The 23,526-nt window shown below is 33.0% G+C and carries 4 protein-coding genes; all 4 read left to right on the top strand.

Annotated features, from left to right (window positions below):
- Positions 1-8 precede the first annotated feature (8 nt).
- Positions 9-7,616, top strand: a complete 7,608-nt coding sequence (locus QLS65_RS13965; RefSeq protein ID WP_282718428.1) for a non-ribosomal peptide synthetase — start codon at positions 9-11, stop codon at positions 7,614-7,616.
- A complete protein-coding gene (locus tag QLS65_RS13970) occupies positions 7,606-12,069 on the top strand; it encodes a type I polyketide synthase (RefSeq protein ID WP_282718429.1) in 4,464 nt (1,487 codons plus the stop codon). Before QLS65_RS13965 ends, QLS65_RS13970 begins: the two co-directional genes overlap by 11 nt.
- Positions 12,069-21,725, top strand: coding sequence for a non-ribosomal peptide synthetase (locus QLS65_RS13975; RefSeq protein WP_282718430.1), 9,657 nt, complete (start codon positions 12,069-12,071; stop codon positions 21,723-21,725). The genes QLS65_RS13970 and QLS65_RS13975 overlap by 1 nt, the downstream gene beginning before the upstream one ends.
- Positions 21,726-21,819: 94 nt before the next feature.
- Positions 21,820-23,445, top strand: coding sequence for an MBL fold metallo-hydrolase (locus tag QLS65_RS13980; protein ID WP_282712748.1), 1,626 nt, complete (start codon positions 21,820-21,822; stop codon positions 23,443-23,445).
- Positions 23,446-23,526 lie beyond the last annotated feature (81 nt).

A 23,526-nucleotide genomic window follows, 5' to 3' on the forward strand; every position in this document is an offset into this window, starting at 1 on the left:
CGAAAGAAATGTTATCATTGCTTAAGAAGTTAAATAAACTTAATGTCAGACTTGATTTATTTAATGGAAAATTAGATATTCAAGCTCCTAAAGGAGTTATGACTGATGAGATATTGGAAGAGATTAAGTTATATAAAAATGAATTAATAGAATTTATTACTTTACATAAATCTAAAGAGAATAAGGGTATGTTGATCCCTCAAGTAACAAAACGATCGGGTTACGTTTTGTCTTCTTCCCAGCGCAGATTGTGGTTGTTAAGTCAATTTGAAGGTGGTAATGTTGCATACAACATGCCAAGTGTCTATGAATTGAAAGGTAATTTGGATATTATTTCTTTCCAGAATGCTTTTTTTTCTCTTATTGATCGTCATGAGTCTTTAAGAACACTGTTTAAGGAAGATGAATCAGGAGAATTAAGCCAAATTATACTGAATTTGGAAGAAATAAAATTCGAATTGCAATATGAAGATTTTAGAGATGAAAAGCATTCCATTGAAAGAATCAAAGAAATTATAAAAAAAGAAATAGAATATCCTTTTGATTTATCAAGCGATTCTTTACTAAGAGCTAAGTTAGTTAGAACATCAAACGATACTCATATATTTATTGGTGTAATGCATCATATTATTGGCGATGGTTGGTCATCAGAAATAATGACCAATGAATTATTTGAATTATATCAAGCGTATGTAAAAGGAAATTCCAACCCATTACCAATATTAAAGTTACAGTATAAAGATTATGCTGCATGGCAACAAGATCAATTAAATAATGATAGTATAAAGGTTCATGAAAATTATTGGTTGAGACAATTTCAAGGAGAAATCCCAATATTAGATTTACCTGTATTTCAAACAAGACCAACGATTAAAACCTATGCGGGGAAATCAATCAAGAAATTTTATAAAAAGGAGCTTCTAAAAGATTTTAATGCTTTGTGTCAAGCTCAAGGAAGCACATTATTTATGGGATTATTGGCAACAGTTAAAGTGTTGCTTTATAGATATACCAATCAAAAGGATATTGTAATAGGGAGTCCTATCGCAGGAAGAGAGCATGAAGATTTACAAAATCAAATCGGTTTTTATGTAAATACTTTAGCCTTGAGAACACAATTTGAAGGCGAAGACACTTTTAAGGAATTATTAGTAAAGGTTAAGGAAGTTGTGCTTGGGGGATATGAACATCAAATTTATCCATTTGATAAGTTGGTAGAGCATTTACCACTTAATCGGGACATGAGCCATAATCCATTGTTTGATGTTATGGTTAGACTTCAAAGTGCTAATTTATTTAGTGAGAACTTACAAAAATTACCAGAAGTTGTAGTTAGAGAACTTGAATTAGAAGATGAAATTCTTAGTAAGTTTGATTTAGAGTTTGCTTTTAGAGAAACAGACAGAGGATTGGGTTTAACACTTACTTTCAATACGGATATTTACTCAACAGATTTTGTTGCGAATATATTAAGTCATGTTGAAGTATTAATGGACAGTATAGTTTCTAATATAGACGATTCTATAAGTTCATTAGCTTATCTAAAAGAATCTGAAAGAAATCAGGTGTTATTAGAGTTTAATGACACTGATATTTTTTATGCAAATGATAAAAACATTATTGATTTATTTTATGAGCAAGTAGAGCGAACACCAAATAATATTGCTGTTGTATTTGAAGATGTATCATTAACGTATAAAGAGCTTAATGAAAAAACAAATCAATTAGCGTCTTATTTGACAGAAAAACACACTATTCAACCCGATGATTTAATAGGGATAAAGTTAAAAAGAAATGAAAAATTAATCATCGCAATTTTAGGAGTACTAAAGTCAGGAGCAGCGTATGTTCCAATAGATATCAATTATCCGCAAGAGAGAATAACTTATATAGAAAAGGACAGCAATAATAAATTTGTTATTGATGAAAAAGAATTCGAAAGATTTGATAAGGTTCAAGCAAAGTATTCTCATTATAACTGTAACGCTTGTATTAAAAATAGTAGTCTAGTTTATCTTATTTATACTTCCGGTTCTACAGGTATTCCAAAGGGAATTATGATGGAGCATATAAGTATGTACAATTTGATTATTTTTCATAATAAACAATTTCCAGCCAATTCTATTCAAAGGGTATCACAATTTACAAGTATAAGTTTTGATGTCTCATTTCAAGAAATATTTTCGACATTAGTAAGTGGTGCGACATTATATCCTGTACCTGAAGCGGTTAGAGCAGATTCTGCTGAGTTATCAGCTTTTATAAAAAGAAATAGTATTGATACGGTTTTTTTACCGACATCCTATTTTAAGATATTAATGGATGTTAAGGCTTTCAATACTTTAATAACGTTAAATAATATTAAAAATATTATTGTTGCAGGAGAACAATTAGTATTAAGTAATGAAGCAATAAATATATTACAAAAGTCAGATACTAAGCTTCATAATCACTATGGCCCGGCAGAAACACATGTAGTTACGACGATAGTATTGCAGGGGAGTAATTTACGAACTAGTCCAGCTATTGGTTTTCCTATTTCTAATACTCAAATACTTTTATTAGACGACAATTTAAATCCGGTTGCTGTAGGTGTAACAGGAAAACTATATATTTCCGGAGTTGCTTTGGCGAGAGGATATTTAAATCAGGGGGAACTTACTTCACAAAAATTTATTAAAAATCCTTTTAAATCGTGTCAATACATGTATGATACCGGAGATTTAGGAAGATGGCTGCCAGATGGCAATATTGAATTTTTAGGCAGGCGAGATCATCAGGTTAAGATCAGGGGATATAGGATTGAGCTTGGGGAGATAGAGAGTGCGATTGCTGATTTTTCAGATTCGATAAGCCAGGTTATAGTTTTGGCTAGCGATGTTAATGGCGAAAAATCTTTGGTAGCGTATATTGTCTCGTCAAACATCGACAAAAAAGAATTGCGGGTTTTTCTTACCGGGAAACTTCCAGAGTATATGGTACCAGGTTTTTACATAGAACTGGATCAGCTGCCTCTGACTCCCAATGGCAAGATTGACAGAAAATTACTTCCGTCAGTTCAGGGATCCGATCTTATTTTAGGGGACTATACAGCGCCTGTAACCGACACACAAAGAAGCCTTGTAGCCATCTGGCAGGAAGTATTGGGTATTGATACCATTGGTATACGCAGTAATTTTTTTGAATTGGGAGGACACAGCCTTATTATTTCTCAGGTCATTAACAGGATTCATAAACAACTAGGTAAGAGTGTATCTTTTAGAGAATTTTTTAATCATCCTTCGATTGAAGAATTAAGTGGTATACTTGAGGATAACCACTATGAAACTATTCCAAGAGCCAATTTATCCGACTCATATCCTTTAACAGCATCACAAACCAGATTATGGGTACTTAGCCAGCTGGAAGGTGGATCTTTGGCCTATAATATGCCTGGAGCTGTTAAGGTGGTGGGGGACATTGACAGTGTACAGCTTGAAAAATCTTTCAGGTTATTGATTCAGCGTCATGAGATTCTGAGAACGTGTTTCAAAACAGATTCAAAAGGAGACCTTACGCAGTTTATTATTGCTGCTGATCAGATTGATTTTAGGATTTTAGAGAAGGACTTTAGTCAAATCAATGATTCTGATGGAATTATATCAGATTACCTTGAACAAAAAAACAGAGAACCGTTTGATTTAGAACAAGCACCACTGGTAAGAGCCTCTTTGCTGAAGATAAAAAACAATGAATTTATATTTTTTCTCTCCCAGCATCATATTATTGGTGACGGATGGTCACTGGAATTATTAATATCCGAGGTTATAAAAGTATATAACAGTCTTATTGAGTCTGGAGTAGCTCCACTTATAGAGCTTGGTATCCAGTATAAAGACTATGCCTTATGGATAAACAGCAAAAAAGACGAGCAAAAATATCAGGTATCTGAACAATACTGGCTGGATCAGTTCTCAGGAGAACTTCCTGTACTGGAACTTCCTAGTTTTAAAACGCGTCCCTTAATTCAGACGTATAATGGAGAGAGCCTGACGCATAAATATTCGGAAGAATTTTTAAACAAACTCAAAGATTTTTCCAGGTCTTGTGAGGCTACATTATTTATGACCCTTACGGCAGGTATCAACGCCTTGCTGCACCGTTACACAGGTCAGGATGATATAATAATGGGTACGCCCGTGGCAGGTAGAGAGCATCCTGATCTGGAGAACCAGCTTGGATTATATTTAAACACCCTTGCCCTTCGTAGTCAATTCAAACAGGGAAGCAGTTTTACTGATTTGGTCTTAGCACAGAAACAAACCTTGCTAGGGGCTTATGAGCACCAGAATTATCCTTTTGATGCTTTAATAGATAAGCTGAATCTAAAAAGAGATACAAGCCGTTCAGCATTGTTTGATGTTTTGGTAATACTTCAGAATCAGGAGCAGCTTAATAATATTAATAACGAGAAATTAATCAGCGTCGAGGTTCAGGATTATGATTTGAAGAGCAGAACATCAAAATTTGATTTGAGTTTTGCCTTTAAGGAAAAAGATGGATTGAGCCTGACAATTGAATATAATACAGATATATATGACTTATATCTGGTGGAGAGGGTATTCTCTCATTTTGAAAATTTACTGACAGCTTTATTAGAACAACCAGAAATGGCAGTCAGTGAAGCTGATTATTTAACGGCAGCAGAAAAAACAGAGTTACTGGTATCATTTAACGCTACCGATGGAGTATATCCGCAGGATAAGACAATAATAGATTTGTTTGAGGATCAGGTAATTCGCACCCCTGATAACATCGCCCTGATATTTGAAGATACAGAGATAACTTATAGAGAACTTAATGAAAGATCCAACCAGCTGGGTTCTTATTTACGAGATCATTATGGCATTAAGGCCGATGATCTTGTGGGTATAAAACTCGAAAGAAGCGAATGGATGCTTATTACGATTTTAGGAGTCTTAAAATCAGGAGGAGCTTATGTGCCAATAGATCCGGGTTATCCTCAGGAGCGTATTTCTTATATTGAGAAAGACAGTGAAAGCAAGGTTGTTATAGATGAATCAGTACTTGAAACCTTTTTTGGGATTCAGAGTAATTATTCGCAAAGCAATCCTTTAAAAATTAACACGGCTAATGATCTTGCCTATGTTATTTACACCTCAGGAACCACAGGAAATCCTAAAGGAGTAATGATCGAGAATAAAAGTGTAGTGAATTTTCTTTATGGAATGAGTAATTCTATTTCTGTAAATGATAAAGAACATTTATTAGCGATTACTTCAATTTCTTTTGATATTTCTGTTTTAGAACTTTTTTGGACCTTAACACAAGGGATAGTAATTACATTAAAAAGTGATAATAGTCATCTTAGTAATTTTAATCATTTTTTAAACAGCAGTCAGGAATCTTTTGATTTTAGCTTTTTTTATTTTTCGAGCCAGGAAAGTTCCAATACTGATAAGTATAAATTTTTAAAAGAATCTGCAGTATATGCTGATAAAAATGATTTTGCTGCGGTATGGTTACCGGAGAGACATTTCCATGAATTTGGAGGAATATTTCCTAATCCATCGGTTTTAGGAGCCGCATTATCTACAATTACAAAAAAGATTGAGATTCGTTCGGGTAGTATTGTTTTGCCGCTACATGATGTTGTGAGAGTAGCAGAAGAATGGTCTGTTGTTGATAATCTATCTAATGGAAGAACAGCTCTTTCTATCGCATCTGGTTGGCATGCTGATGATTTTGTTTTGCAGCCGGAAAATTATCTGGAAAGACAAAAGATCATGTACAATCAAATTGAAGAATTTAAAACACTTTGGGAAGGAGGTTCTTTAAAAAGAGTTAATGGACTAAAGCAGGATATAGATGTAAAAGTTTTTCCAAGGCCAATTAACACTGAAATAGATATATACATTACTTCTGGAGGAAACTCTGAAACATTTAGGAGTGCAGGTAAAATAGGAGCCAATATATTAACACATCTTTTAGGGCAGGAAATAAATGTACTTGCCTCTAATATAAAAATCTATAAACAAGCACTCCGAGAAAACGGATATGACGATTCAAAAGCAAAGATTTCGTTAATGCTTCACACCTTTATAGGAGATGATCTGGATAAAGTAAAAAGTATATCACGCGGACCTTTTAAGTCATATCTGAAATCAAGTCTAGGATTGATACAAAACCTTTTTAAAGATTTTGGCAAAGATGCTGCAAGTATTAATGAAAATGATCTGGAAGATTTATTAGAACTCGCATTTGAAAGATATTGGCAAACAGCAGCTTTACTCGGGACAAAAGAATCATGTAAAAATATACTTTCCAGAATCTACTCAGCGGGAGTTACTGAAATTGCTTGTTTACTAGATTTTGGAATAGATGACCACCAGGTTATTAAAGGGCTGGATTTTTTAACTGAACTTAAGAATAATTATAGTAAAGATAGAATTGTCACAAATTCCAAAATTGGGCCTATTACTTCTATGCAAATTACACCTTCATATTTAGAAACATTATTAGAAGATGATAACTCAGCATTATTTATTAATTCTTTGAAAAATATTATAGTAGGAGGAGAGAAATTTTCGAATGAATTGTTGACTAAGCTGAGATTGAATTCAAATGCGGAATTCTACAATATGTACGGCCCCACAGAAACTACAATCTGGTCAACTTTTGAAAAAGCACAAAAAGACAGGTTATTAAATATTGGAAAACCAATACAAAATACTCAAATATATATACTGGACAGCAATAGAAAAATTTGTCCAATAGGAGTAAAAGGGGAATTATTTATTGGAGGTGAAGGTCTGGCAAGGGGCTATTATAAGGAAGAAACTTTAACTCATGACAAATTTTTAGACTTTCAGTTTGCTTCAATAGTTGATCAAAAGATTTATAAAACTGGAGATTTAGCCCGATGGCTTCCTGATGGGACTCTTGAACATTTAGGGAGACTCGATAATCAGGTAAAAATTAATGGGTTCCGAATAGAATTAGGAGAAATTGAAAGTATTATTTCCAGTTATAGTTTTGTAAATCAAGTGGTTGTGATTGCTGTATATAAGGAAAACGGAATTAAAAATTTAGCTGCATATTTTATAGCCAGTAAGACAATCGATCCTATGGAATTACGGGATTATGTAAAGAGAAAATTACCTCATTTTATGGTTCCGAGCTATTTTACTCAATTGAAGGAGTTTCCATTGACTCCAAATGGCAAAATAAATAGAAAAAGCTTACCAGATATGAATAAAGAAATACCAGTTGCAAATGATTATTTGGCTCCAAGGAATGAAATAGAGAATAAATTAATTGCAATATGGCAGGAAGTTCTGGGAGTAGAAAAAATTGGGCTTAAAGACAATTTTTTTGATCTGGGCGGAAATTCTCTCTTGATGATAAAGATGCTCAATAATCTGAATAAGAGTTTTCAAACCAATATTTCCTTATTAGAAGGATACAATTTACCTAATATCCTTGCTATCTCGGAGCAGATAAATTCGAACGGCAATGATAATCTGGTATTAGACGAAGAAAGTAAAATAGAAGAGCTGTACAGCGTAATGGAGGAGTCATACAATTTATTAAATTTTGTTAACGATGAAAAATAATCAATATTCGGGATTTGAGATTGCAGTAGTAGGAATGTCAATTAGAACTTCGGGAGCTGCAAACTGGAGAGAATTCTGGAACAACCTGGTTTTATCAAAAGAATCTTTAAGGTTTTTGAATGTTAAGGAGTTAATCGATGCCGGAATGGATCAGGCAGTTATTAATGATAAAAATTATGTTAACTGTACCACTGATCTAATAAACAAAGAGTGTTTTGATTCAAAGTTTTTTGGTTATTCAAATGACGAAGCCAAGATGATGTATCCTGGGCACAGGTTTTTTCATGAGTGTGTATGGGAAGCTTTGGAAGATGCAGGATATATTCCTGAAAATATAAATGAGCCTGTTGGAATTTATGCCGGTGCCGGAGAAGATATCATTTGGAAGTCATTTGTTAATCTTTCTTCAGAAAATCAAAAAGTTAATAACTTCTTTTTGAACACCATAAATAATAAAGATTACCTGTCGACTTTAGTTTCATACAAATTAGGATTGAAAGGTCCTTCAATGGCTATTAATACTGCTTGTTCCACCTCCCTTGTAGCTATTCACACAGCATGTAAAGCCTTAATTTTTGGAGAAACCAGAATGGCTTTGGCAGGAGCATCTTCTTTGGTTACTGCAAGTGAGAAGGGCTATATTTATGAAGAAGGATCCATTGTATCAAAAGATGGTCACTGTAGGGCTTTTGATAAAGATTCCACAGGTACTGTCAATGGAGAGGGAACAGGTGTAGTTGTATTAAAACGATTAAAAGATGCAATAGAAGACAAGGATAATATTTATGCAATTATTAAAGGAAGTGCAGTAAATAATGATGGAAATAAAAAAGTTGGATTTACTGCGCCTAGTATTGAAGGTCAAGTAGCCTGTATCAAAATGGCTCAAAAATTTTCAAAAGTTGAACCTGACAGTATTAGCTATGTTGAAACACATGGTACGGGAACAAAATTAGGAGACTCAATTGAAATTGAGGCATTGAATATTGCGTTTAATAATAATAAAGAATTTTCTTGTCCAATTGGGTCAGTCAAAACAAATATTGGACATCTGGATACCGCATCTGGTGTAGCGGGATTTATAAAAACTGTTCTAAGCATCAAAAATAAAAAGATCCCGGCAAGTTTGCATTTTAATGAGTCGGATCCCAATATAAATTTCCAGGATGGACCATTTTATGTAAATAATAAATTATCTGAATGGGAATCTAAAGACCTGTCACCTTTGAGAGCTGCAGTAAACTCTTTTGGAGTTGGAGGTACTAATGCACATTTAATTGTTGAAGAAGCTCCGGCTATTCAGAAAAATTTAGATGAAAATGAGCATAATCTTCTTGTTTTATCTGCAAAAACACCAACTTCATTGCGAAGTTATTTTGATAAATTGATAAAATTCATAGCCACCGAAGAAGATCTAAATGTATCAGATATGTGCTATACGTTTCAAACTGCAAGGCAGAATTTTGAAAATAGAATAGCTATATCTTTTAAAAATAAAATTGATTTACAGCAAAAACTGGAGCAGATCGTTATAAGTCAGAAGACTTTTGAGAAAGTAAGAAATGTCCAAAATTCTGTCGTTTTTGTGTTTCCCGGTCAAGGCTCACAATATAAAAATATGGGATTGGATTTGTACAAATCCAATTCAGAATTTCGAGAATATCTTGATAATGGATTTCTTTATTTAAGTAAAATAACAAATATTGATTTTAAAGAGATTTTATTTTCTCAGGATTCTGAAAGTAATGCATCAGATATAAATTTGACTTCAAATGCCCAACCTTTTATTTTTCTTATTGAATATGCATTAGCAAAATTAATAATGAATTATGGAATAGTGCCTAGTTATATGATTGGTCATAGTATTGGCGAATATGCAGCAGCCTGTATAAGCGGTCTTTTTACTTTCGAACAAGCTTTAAAATTAGTAGTAAAACGAGGTGAACTTATGGGAGCACTACCCAAAGGTTCGATGATTAGTGTATCGATTGACGAGTTAACAGCTCAGAAATTTTTAAGTGATAAAATCTCCTTAGCTGCGATAAATGGACCAAGTCAGGTTGTTTTCTCTGGTAATGATGAAGCAATAGAAAAATTGATCATCAGATTGACAGAGAGTGATTTGCAGTATATCAAACTGTATACCTCTCATGCATTTCACTCCGCTATGCAAGATTCTATTTTAGAGAAATTCGAAAATGAATTTAGTGATTTTAAATTTAATAAAATTCAAATACCATTTGTATCTAATATAACAGGTGAGATTATAAGCATTGATGAAGCGACTTCAAGTAAATACTGGACTAGTCAGCTTAGAAACACCGTTATGTTTTCAAAAGGAATCAGCAATTTGCTATTGGAAGATAATGTTGTTTTTATTGAGGTAGGCGCAGGGAGTTCACTTTCAGGACTAATTAAGCAACATAAATCAGATAAAAAAATTAAGACTGTAAGCATTTTAAAATCAGCAAAAAGTCTGGAGAATGATGCGTCTTTTTTCTTAGAGAATCTAGGTCGAATGTGGGAATACGGTCTTAATCTAAATTGGAAAAAAGTATATTCAAATGAGAAAAGACGCAAAATTTCTTTGCCAACTTATGCGTTTGACCAAACCAAATTTATTGCTGAAATCGACCATCATAAAATGTTTAATGCAGGAAATCAAATTGCCATAAATAATCTGGAAGACAGTTTCTATTTTCCTTCATGGAAAAGATCCATGCTAAATATAAACACAGCTAAAGAATTAAAAAATAGAATTTTTTTAGTGTTTTCTGATAATTCTGATTTCACAAGAGCGATAATTGATGAAATGCAAGAAAAGGGAAATACCATAATTCAGGTATTGGTAGGAACTAATTATTTTCAACATTCGTCTGTTCTATTTTCAATAGACCCTTTAAGGACTGAGCAATACGATCAATTGTTTCGAAATTTAGAAATCGAAGGATTGCTTATTTCTGATGTCATGTATCTATGGAGCTTAAATTTAGACTCTCAAACCATTGCTTTAGCAGACGAAGACCTGGAGTTCAATTTGACATATTTCGCTGTAGGCAGAATTCTAAAATCATGGAAAAACGGAATAGACCGAAATATCTTCCTGTTTACAAATTCTCTTTATAGCGTTTTAGGGAACGAAAAGGTGAATTATGGACATTCTTTAGTACTAGGATTTCTTAAAACTATACCGCTTGAAAATCAAATACCGGCAGTAAATATTGATGTTATTTCAGAAAATTGGGATCAAATCCTAGTGAAGAATTTAATATCTGAAGTCTTAAGTATTGGTTCAGATTCAGATCGAATTGTGGCTTTTCGTCTTGAACATCGTTGGGTTCAGGAGTTTCAAAGAAGTCTTCAGAGAACAAATGAAAATGAGCAGCAAGTAATAAAAAATAAAGGCTCATACTTAATAACAGGAGGATTGGGGAAAATGGGCTTTGTACTTGCGAAGCACTTAATTAATAAATACGGGGCAAATATTATTTTGGCAGGACGTACAGATTTAAGTACTACTGTTGATAATGAAAGTGCGAGTTTAAAACGATTCAAAGAGTTGAAGAAGTTAAATCCAAGCACTACTTATATTAGCACTGATGTTTCCTGCCTAAAGAATTTTACTACTGCGATCAGTCAAAATAATGATTTGATTGATGGTTTAGATGGTATAATACATTTATCCAGAGGAGATGATAATGATCTTGATCTCATTGATTATTTGTCTTCAGATAAAACCATAAGTATGCTAGCTCCAAAAGTCAATGGAATAGAAAACTTGTATACGGCATTTAAAGATAAAAGTCTGGATTTTATCTGGACAGCTTCAAGTCTTTCTGCCACTTATGGTACTATGGGATTGTCAGCTTATATCTCTTCAAATACATATTTGGAATATTTTGCATTAAGCAAATCAGGAAATTTAAAATGTGTTGAATTACCAGCTATAAATTTTGACGAAGATTTTCCTTTAAGAAAACAAAATGTTCTGTGTTCTTCTGAGGTAATCGAAGTTTTTGAAAAAACGTTGGAACTTCAAAACTCTAATATAATTTATGTTTCTAAAGAAGATATAAATCTAACACTCAATCTTTTTAATAAAACCAGTCATAAGCTGGGAAAAGAGATCAAGCCTAATGCTGAAAAAACCGAAAGGCCGGATTTGCAAACTGATTATCTGTCTGCACAAACAGATGTTGAGAAAAAACTAAAATTAATTTTTGAAGATTTTTTCGAAATAATTGATATTGGAGTACAGGATGATTTTTTTGAACTTGGAGGTGATTCACTTAGAGCAATGGTTTTTCTGAAAAAAATAAATAAAGAATTTAATATAGAAATTTCTATAAGTGACTTTTTCTCTAATAAAAACATTCAGGGAATTGCCAATTTAATTGAAGAAAAGAACTGGCTGAACAGCAGTATTAATATGAAAAATGAAATAACGATCTAATGAGAGAATTATTAGCAAGACTAAGAAAAAATAATATTCATATTACTTTAGAAAATGAAAATCTAAAATTAAAATTTGATGGTGATGAAATATCAAATACAATTTTAGAAGAAATAAGAAATAACAAGGAAAATCTTATAGTGCTTTTAAAAAGCCAGATAACCTCCAATGTTATTTATGAACCGATAAAACAAGTCAAGATAACAGAGTCTTATTTAACAACTCCAGCTCAAAACAGGTTTTGGATATTGAGTTATTTAGACGGAGGAACTTCTGCATACGATATTCATAATGGTATCAAAATTAGGGGACTGCTTGATCAGAATAAATTTTTGCTATCCTTTCAAAAACTAATTGAGCGTCACGAAAGCCTTAGAACCTATTTTAAAATGGATCTCAATGGGGTGTTGAGACAGTTTATTTTGCCTAACAATGATTTTAGGAATGTTATAGAAGTAAAAGATTTTTGTGGAGAAAACAATAAAGAAGAAATGGTAGTTAACTTTTTGAAAAAAAAGAACAATATACCTTTTGATTTAGAACAATGCCCTTTAATAAAAGCTTCATTGATTAAAATGAATGACGAAGAATTTATATTCTTTTTGTCACTGCATCATATTATTGGTGATGGTTGGTCTTTAAAATTAATAATTGACGAAATTTATCAAATTTATAAAGCATTAGTAGATAACAGAGATGTAAAACTTCCAGAGTTAAGAATTCAATATAAAGATTATTCTCAGTGGCTTATTGAAGGACTTGAGGAGAGCAAAAACAAAAGATCTCAGCAATATTGGAAAAATAAATTTAAAGGAGATTTACCGGTATTAAATTTACCGAGTTTCAAAACACGTCCAATAATTCAGACCCATAAAGGGAATCATATTTCGCACCATTTTTCAAAAGAATTTTTAGAAAAGCTAAAGAACTTTTCTAAACAACAAGATATCACTTTGTTTATGACTCTTATGTCTGGAATAAACGCCTTGCTATACAGGTATTCCGGACAAGATGACATTATAATAGGAACTCCTATTGCTGGAAGAGAACATCCTGATTTGGAACAACAGATAGGATTGTACCTAAATACACTGGCTATACGAACTCAATTAGACAAAAGAAATAGTCTGAAGGATGTTGCTGCATTGCTAAAAAAGAATTTACTCGATGCCTATGAACATCAGGGATATCCATTTGATAAACTGATTGAAAAATTAAATCTAAAAAGAGATAGTAGCCGCTCTGCTTTGTTTGATGTGATGGTTATATTACAGAATCAGGGCCAGCTAAATACTTTTGACGATGGAAACAAATTACAGAATATTTTATTTGAACAATATGAGTTTGCTGGAAGTAGCTCACAGCTTGATGTAAGCTTTGTGTTTACTGAATCTGAAGGATTAGATTTAAAAATAGAGTATAATACTGATATTTATGATGCGGAATTAATTGAAAGGATGTTTGCTCATTTTGAAAATCTGTTATCAAAATTAATTGATGAGCCACAGGCATCTATTACAGAAGTTGATTATTTGTCTAAAAGTGAAAGACATCAATTGTTGATAGAACTTAATACAAGCGAAGTATCTTTTGTAAAAGAGAATAGTATTTTAGATTTATTTCAAGAACAGGTTTTGAAAAGTCCTGATAGTCTTGCTTTGGTTTTTGAAGATAAAGAATATAGTTATCAGGAATTAAATGCGTTATCTAATCAATTAGGTGACTATCTGCGTAGAAATTATAATGCTGGTCCAAATAATTTAGTTGGTATTCAGCTTGAGAGAAATGATTGGATGATTATCACCATACTTGGGGTGTTAAAATCAGGTTCTGCCTATCTTCCTTTAGATAAGGATTATCCAAAGGAGCGTACTGATTATATGATTGAGGATAGTAACTGCGCACTTATTATTGATGATCAGGAATTATTACTTTTTAAATCATCTAAGGACTTATACGCAAAAGAAAATCTTGATGCCGGAGTAAGCGGTAGTGATTTGGCATATGTTATTTATACTTCAGGATCGACAGGTCGTCCAAAGGGAGTTATGATTGAGCATCTGGCTTTAACAAATTCAATTCAGGCTCAGCAGTTAGTAATTGAGATTGAGCCCTTGCAAAAGTGTCTTCAGTTTTTTTCCTGCTCATTTGATGTATCTGTTTTTGAAATATTCATTAGCTTGACTACAGGCTCAACTTTGTACTTAATTAAAGATTCGGATAAGAAAAATCCGGAGTTACTTGAAGATTTTGTCATAAAGAATAAGATTGATTTTATTACACTTCCTGCTGCTTATCTAGGACAAATAAATATTAAGCGTCTGCCTTCTATAAAAAAGCTTGTGACTGGTGGTGAAGCTGTGAATTTTGAAACTGTGGCCGAAATAGCACAATATGTTGATTATTTTAATGCTTATGGTCCAACCGAATCATGTATTTGTACCTCTATTGCTAAGATTGCAAAGGGAAGTCAAAAGGTAAGTAATTCTATTTCAATTGGAAAACCAATAGGAAATACTTTTGTTTATATACTTGATGAAGAGAAACGTCTTGCAACAAAGGGAATTATTGGAGAAATCTATATTGGGGGACGAGGCCTTGCCAGAGGATATAAGAACAATGATTTATTAAACTCAGAAAAATTTGTTGCTAATCCTTATCGTTTGGGAGAACGGATGTATAGAACCGGAGATTTGGCGCGATGGCTGCCAAATGGTGAGATTGATTTTATTGGTCGTATTGATGATCAGGTAAAAATAAGAGGATATCGTATTGAGTTAGGGGAGATCGAACGAGCGTTATGCGCATGTACTGGAGTTATTTCTGCTTTTGTAACTACTTATTTAAATCCTACGGGGAGTCAAGAGCTGGTTGCATATATTATTTCGGATAAAAATGCAGCTACAGTAGATTTAGCAGCGCAATTGAATAAGACATTGCCTGTTTATATGAACCCGACTTATTTCATACAGTTGGAAAAATTTCCATTGACTGTAAATGGAAAAATAGATAAAAAAAGTCTTCCTCTTCCGGAATATAATGCTATTAAAAGTGGAAAAGAGTATGTTTTGCCTAAAAACGAAGCAGAATCAAAACTAGTTCAGATTTGGAAAAATATTTTGGTAAATGATAAAATAAGTATTAAAGATGATTTTTTTGAATCGGGAGGACATAGTTTAAAGGTTTCACAGTTATTAAGCCAAATTTACAAAGAGTTTGAAGTCAATTTAGGCATCAAAGAATTGTTTGAAGTATCCATTTTAGAGGATCAGGCCGAATTAATCAGTAAAAGCCTTAAATCAAAATTTGTTGCAATCCCTAAAATAGCAGAACAACCAGATTACGCAGTTTCTTCTGCACAGCAAAGATTATGGCTTTTAAGTCAGTTTGAAGAAAGTAATGCAGCCTACAATATTCCAGGTGTCTATTGGTTTGAAGGTGATCTTAACTATGAAATTTTAAATAGTTCTTTCAATAAACTTGTCGTACGACATGAAATTCTCAGAACTGTATTTAAACAAACTTTAGAAGGAGAAGTAAGACAGCATATTCTTGCTAGTAATGAGATTGGTTTTGAGATTAATAATTTAGATCTAAGACAAAATTCAAATCAGGATGAGACAATTAAAAATCGGTTAATTACAGATTCTCTTTATTCTTTTGATTTGGCAAAAGGTCCATTATTGAGAGTTGTTCTTTATCAGTTATCAGATTCTCGATGGGTATTAAGCTATGTAATGCATCATGTTATTAGTGATGGATGGTCTATGGGGATATTAATCAAAGAACTCTTTGAATTATATGCTTCGGGTGGGGAACAAAGAAACTTACTGCCACTTCGTATTCAGTATAAAGATTATGCAAGTTGGCAATTACAACAAGTGACAGGTGATGCTTTGCAATTGCATAAAAATTACTGGATTAATAAGTTTTCAGGAGAATTGCCAGTATTGGAGCTTCCAATAGATAAATCTCGTCCTCAAATAAAGACTTTCAGCGGAGGAACTGTGACAAAAAAAATGAAAGCTGAAAATTTTATAAAACTTAAAGAATATAGTAGAGCTCGCGGCGGTACGCTTTTTATGGGATTACTTGGAGTAGTTAATGTTTTACTATACAGATATAGTAATCAAAGCGATATTATTCTTGGTACTCCAACAGCCGGAAGAGACCATATTGATTTAGAAAAACAGGTAGGTCTTTATCTAAATACCATAGCACTTAGAACCATTTTTCAGGGTAAGGAGAGTTTTAATCAACTTTTTGATACTATCAAAGTGGTTGCGCTTGAAGCTTTTGAACACCAAATATATCCTTTCGATCAATTGGTTGATTCTTTAAATATACAACGTGACCCAGGAAGAAGTCCTTTATTTGATGTAATGGTAACACTTCAGGATCCTGATTTCAGTGAAGTTAATAATAATGAGAATAATAATCTTTCTGTGCGTTCTTATGAAGATTTAGAAAGCTTCACGAGCAAATTTGACTTAACATTTGATTTCGTTCAGACAAGTGAAGATTTTATTACAAGTATTGAATACAACAGTGATATTTATCAGTCAGAAACAATAGCCAAAATGATTACTCATTTTGAAAGTTTGGTTGAATCAGTATTAGGTAATCCAATGTTGGCTGTAAATGAATTAGATTATTTAAGCCTGATTGAAAAGAAGGAAATACTGACTGTATTTAATAGTACTAAAATTGATTATCCATCTGATAAGACGATATTGGACTTGTTTGAATATCAGGTAAATATTAACCCGGATGCAATTGCTGTAATTTTTCAGGAAACTAAACTTACTTATTTTGAACTAAATGAGAAATCAAATCAGCTTGCTCAATATTTAGGTGATAAATTGCAAGTAAAAGCCAATAATTTCATTGGTATAATGCTTGATCGCTCTGAGAAAATGATTATTGCTATACTGGGAGTACTTAAAGTTGGAGCAGCTTATGTCCCAATTGACCCTGAAATTCCGCAACAAAGAAAAGAGTATATTTTAAATGATACCCAATTAAAAACCCTAATTACACAAAGTGATTATATTGAGGAACTTAGTTATTTTAATGGCACATCTTTGGTTCTTGAAGACATTGAAGATTATAAAATATCTAAAGTTAAAAATGATGTTGCAATCAAACAAACTGATTTAGCTTATGTAATTTATACTTCTGGTTCTACCGGTACAATAAAGGGAGTTTTAATTGAGCATTCCGGGCTTGTCAATATGGCTTTTGATCATATTAGAAAACTTGAATTAACCCCATCTGATAATGTACTGCAGTTTATGTCAATTTCTTTTGATGGTTCAGTACTAGATATATTCATGACATTATTATCTGGAGGAAGTCTTGTTTTGTTGAGCAAAAATATAATTGGTGATATTGATTTGTTTGTTGAATATATTACTGAAAATGATGTTACAGTAATGACTGTTCCGCCAGCTTATTTACGAGCATTAGATAAAAATCCTTTAAATACGGTAAAAACTATAATTACTGCGGGAGAGGCAGCTTATGTTGAAGATGCTCTTTACTATGCAGATTTTAAGAAGTTCTATAACGGATACGGTCCTTCCGAATGTACCGTGAACAGTACTTTATTTAGATTAGATTCAAAAGGTAATTATCCTGGAGTACCTATAGGGTATCCGGCCGATAATAAACAAATATATATACTTAATGAGGCGATGCAGTTACAGGGAATTAATTGCGTTGGAGAATTATGCATTGCCGGAACAGGTTTGGCTGTTGGTTATCTTAACAATGAACAGCTCACAAAATTAAGTTTTGTAACTAATCCGTTTAATAAAGAAGGATTAATTTATAAAACAGGTGATTTGGGAAGATGGTCAGCTAATGGTTATATTGAGTTTATGGGACGCAAAGATGATCAGGTTAAAATCCGTGGATACAGAATTGAATTAGGGGAGATAGAAAGTGTTTTAAAGAGTTTTCCTCAAATTAATTCTGCTGTTGTTGTTGCCCGTTCCAATTCCCCAGACGAAAAAGAATTAGTTGCTTATATACAAAGTAATGATACAGCTTTAGTGCTGCAAAATTTAAAAGAACAGCTTAATAAAATTTTGCCGGTTTATATGATTCCAAGCCACTTTGTTCAATTGGAAGAATTTCCTGTGACGACAAATGGAAAAGTAGATAAAAAAGCTTTACCAGATCCTGTCGACTTGGGATTATCATCAGGTACAGTTTATGTTGCTCCAGGAAATGAAATTGAAGAAAAGCTGGTATTAATTTGGAAAGAGATACTTGGAGCGAATAAAGTAGGGATAAAAGATAACTTTTTTGAATCTGGCGGGCATAGTTTGAAAGCAACCCGTTTGATAAGTCAGATACATAAGGAATTTGATGTAAAAATTTCATTAAAAGTATTATTTGCCACACCTGTACTTGAGGACCTGGGACATTTAATTCGTTTGGAAGAGAAAACAGATTTTCATGATATTTTGCCGGTAAACAATCAAACGTCTTATCCTTTATCTGCAGCACAGCGTAGATTATGGGTTCTTAGTCAGTTTTCTGAAGGAAATCGTGCATATAATATGCCTGGAGCTTATGTTTTAGAGGGCAATTTAAATTTTCATGCTTTCGAGGATTCTTTTAAAAAATTAATAGAAAGACATGAAAGCCTCCGAACAACATTCAGAGAGAACGAAAATGGGGAAATTCACCAGTATATTACGCCTTTTAATGACGTAGAATTTGAATTGCCTTTAATAGATATTACAAATGAGAAAGACAAGGAAGAACAATTAAGGCAAATTGTTCAACAAGAATTCAATATTGCTTTTGATTTAAGCCAGGGTCCACTTATACGTGCTGTTCTTGTACAGATGGATGAAGACAAGTTTTTGATTAACTGTAACATGCATCATATTATAAGTGATGGATGGTCAATGAGTGTATTAATTAGGGACCTTTTGCAATTTTATAATAATTCTATCAAAGAGTCGGTTTTTCCGATGAAACCTTTGCTTATTCAATACAAAGATTATGTGATCTGGCAGCAGAAACAGCTGGAAGGTGAATCTTTGAAGAAACATCAGGAGTATTGGTTAAAACAATTTGAAGGAGATCTTCCAGTTCTCGAGTTGAGTGGAGACAAAACAAGACCATTAGTAAAAACATACAATGGCGCAAATAGAAGTAGGATAATTGTTGGGGAGTTATCTAAAGAGTTAAAAGCTTTAAATCAGGAGCAGGGAAGTACTCTTTTTATGTCCTTACTGGCAATCGTAAATGCTTTGTTCCATCGATATACAGGACAGGAAGATATTATAATTGGAAGTCCAATTGCCGGAAGAGAGCATATAGGTCTTGAGCAACAAATAGGTTTTTATCTTAATACCCTCGCTTTAAGAACACAATTTAAAGGAAGTGATAGCTATGAAACGTTATTGAGTAATATCATTGAAAATACCTTAAAGGCATATGAACATCAAATTTATCCTTTTGATGCACTAGTGGATGATTTAGAACTTCATCGTGACACAAGTAGAAGCGCTTTGTTTGATGTAATGATTATTTTGCAAAATGCCGGAATTTCAGCAGAGACCGACAGTTGTGGTTTAAAAGTAAGCACTTACAACGATGTTCAAAACCATACAAGTAAATTTGATTTAACCCTTATTTTTACTGAAGTTGAAGACAAAATAGAACTTAATATCGAATACAATACCGATATCTATTTAGCATCGACTATCGAAAGGCTATTACATCATTTTGAACAATTGCTTGCGGCGGCATTAAAAAATCCTCAAATGCCAATTGAGAACTTGGATTATTTGAGTACTAAGGAAAAAGACCAACTACTTAACGAGTTTAACGGTAGCAAAATGGCTTATCCTAAAGATAAAACACTTATTGAATTATTCTTAAATCAAGTAACGCAGCGACCTGAGAGTATCGCTCTTGTATTTGAAGAGAAAGAATTTACCTTCAGAGAGTTGGATGAGAAATCAAACAGGCTGGCGCATTATTTAATGAAGCATTATGATCTGAAAATTGAGGATTTAGTGGGAATTAAATTAGAAAGAAGCGAATTGCTGATTGTTGCAATCCTGGGAGTTTTAAAAACAGGGGCAGCCTATGTTCCTATTGATCCTGAAAATCCTCAGGAACGTATTGATTACATTTTAGAAGATAGTGATTGTAAAGTTTTAATAGATGAAATACAGTTCAGAAAATTTGAAGAAGAGCAGTCATTTTTACCAAATGATGTTATAAAAACAGCTGGTAAATCAAGTGATTTAGCTTATGTAATTTATACTTCGGGTTCAACTGGCAAGCCTAAAGGATGTATGGTGCAGCATCAAGGGGTAATCAATAGAATTGAATGGATGTGGAATGAATTTGATTATAATGCAGAAGATATCATCCTGCAAAAGACCACGTTTACTTTTGATGTATCTGTTTGGGAACTTTTCATGCCTTTATGCTGGGGAATTAAGATGGTAATGTGTAATAAAGAAGACGTTAGTTCACCTAACAGACTTTTGTCTTTGATTGAAAATCATAAAATTACATGTGTTCATTTTGTACCGAGTATGTTAAATGCTTTTATCTCCTCTCCGCTATTTGAGAATGATGACTTAAAAAGTCGACTGAAATATTTGAAAAGGGTGTCAGCAAGTGGTGAGGCATTGTCTGCTGAGACTGTAAAAAGCTGGTATAACAAGTTAGACACTCCAATATTTAATCTGTATGGGCCAACAGAAGCTTCGATAGAAGTAACTTGTTATGAAACCAAAAAAGGAGATCTCAAGATACCTATTGGAAAACCAATCTGGAATACACAGATTTATATAACGGATTCAAGAAATGAGTTAGTGCCCATGGGGGTTGTCGGTGAAATCAATATTGCCGGAGACGGATTAGCACGAGGTTATTTAAATCAGTACGATTTGACACAAACAAGTTTTGTCCCGAACCCTTTTGAGCACGGAAAAAAAATGTATAAGACAGGCGATGTCGGGAAATGGCTTCCAGAAGGAAATATTGAATATTTGGGAAGAAAGGATACGCAGATAAAAATACAAGGATATAGAATTGAGCTTGGTGAAATTGAGTCCGCTATTTGTAGCTATCCCGATATTGATTATGCGATTGCGGTCGTTAAATCTAATCCGGACGAATCCAAAGAACTAGTAGCCTATATAGTGAGTAAAAAAAGTCTGAGCTCATCAGAGATACGCTCCTGGCTTAGCAGAACGCTCCCTGCTTATATGCTTCCGAGCTATTTTATTCAGGTAGAAAAACTCCTATTGAATGCAAGTGGAAAGGCAGACAGGAAAAAGATAATGCAGATGCAGGGAGTTGCACTATCAAGCGAAGCTGAATATGTGGAACCAAGAAATGAAACGGAAGAGAAGCTAACAGTAATTTGGCAAGAACTATTAGGAACCGAGCTGATAGGTGTCAAAGATAATTTCTTTGATTTAGGGGGGCAAAGTATAAAAGCTATTAAATTAAATATCAAAATCAAAAATGAGTTTGACATTGACCTTGACCTGAGAACTATTTTTCTAGAGCCAACCATAGAAAAATTAGCTGAAAAAATAATTAATGATCTCTGGCTACTGTCCGGTATCACTGAAAACACCGATGAATTTGATGAAATAAAAATTTAATAAAAACTGATGAATACCATTTAAACCTGATTTGTCAATAAATCAATCTACTAATAAAATTATAAAATAACATTAAAAACAGATTCAAAATAACATGGAACAACAAATTTATTTAAAGCAAAATATACAAATAGAACCATTGGTAAATAAATGGTTTGCATGGGTACATTTAATTTCACCTGCAACTGCCGCACTAAATCTTTTTGAAAGATACGTACGCATTATGGATTCTTATGTAGAATACCCTGAGCTTCATGCAAGTGCTGTAAAAAACCCGGAAATGAGAGGAGGACCTTTTATTGATTTAGACGGTAAAAGAGTTGAAGATGTAAAAAAACTTATTAACGAGATAAAACAGAGCAATAAAGATTTATTTGATTTTAAAGTTGCAATAAATGATCTTCATAAGCTACTTGAAGAAAAAGCCAAAGGATTCTCTCTTGAACCTTTATACAAGGAAGTTCCTGATCTGTTAAAAGGATATGTTGAACTGTATTATGATATTAATAATAATGCATCTTTCCGTTTTTTTGAAGCTTTATTGTATAAAAGTCCTTATTATTCAGTGGCTTCTCAAAGTATAGCCTTATCAGAAATTATAAAAGATAAAGATCGTCCTTTTATCATGAGTACGCCTCGTTTACCAGATGAAAAAGTGCTTCATTTGCCAATGTCTTTTGATAGCAAAGGTCTTGACGAACTATTTAAAATGAAAAATACGCCACAGACTTATGCTTTTATTAAAGAAAAGCTAGGAGTGTTTTTACCTGAGGAAGAACTCTTTAAGTCTTTTTTCACGACAGAAGCTCCACCAAAATATCAAAAATATGAAGGGGATGGAATTAGAACAAGATATTTTGGACATGCGTGTATATTGGTCGAAACTAAAAATGTAAGTATCTTACTTGATCCTGTTTTGAGCTATACTTATGAGTCAGATTTATCACGATATACTTATTTAGATTTACCGGATCAGATTGATTATGTGTTGATTACGCACAGTCATCAGGATCACATTCTTTTAGAAACACTACTTCAGATAAGACATAAGGTTAAAAATATAATCGTGGGTAGAAACATGGATGGAATTTTGGAAGATCCTTCACTTAAACTGGCGTTGGAAAATTTAGGTTTTAAAAATGTTTTTGAATTAAGAGATCTGGAAGAGATTTCATTTACAGAAGGATCAATTACAGGAGTACCATTTTTAGGAGAACACCATGATTTATGTATAAACAGCAAATTAGGATATGTAATCCGTGTTGACGGTTATTCTGTATTGGCAGTTGCAGATGCCTGTAATATCGAGCCACGACTTTATGAGCATATTAATAGAGTTGTGGGTAATGTTGATGTTCTTTTCTTAGGTATGGAGTGTGATGGTTCGCCAGCATCATGGGCATACGGGCCTCTTTTTCCAAAAGTATTAGAACGTGAAGCTGACCGTTCAAGAAGAGGTAGAGGAAGTAATTTTAAAGAAGGTTTAAAGCTTGTCGAAGCTTTTAACTGTAAAGAAGTATATGTTTATGCAATGGGACAAGAACCATGGTTAAAACACATTTTAGACTTAGAATATACTAATGAATCTAATCCAATTATTCAATCTAATTATCTTATTGAAACATGTGAAAGCCGGGGTATAGTAGCTGAAAGATTATTTGGTGAAAGAGAGTTGCTGTCTGTTGAAAAACATGAATTTTCAGAAGAAATCATTTTGTAATAAATCATTTTCGAATATTTATCAGCTGAATAGGGCACCCTGTTTTCAGTTTTATGAATTTATGTTCTTAATAAATCATAA

Origin of the sequence: Flavobacterium algoritolerans, assembly GCF_030010385.1 — a bacterium.
Taxonomy (GTDB): domain Bacteria; phylum Bacteroidota; class Bacteroidia; order Flavobacteriales; family Flavobacteriaceae; genus Flavobacterium; species Flavobacterium algoritolerans.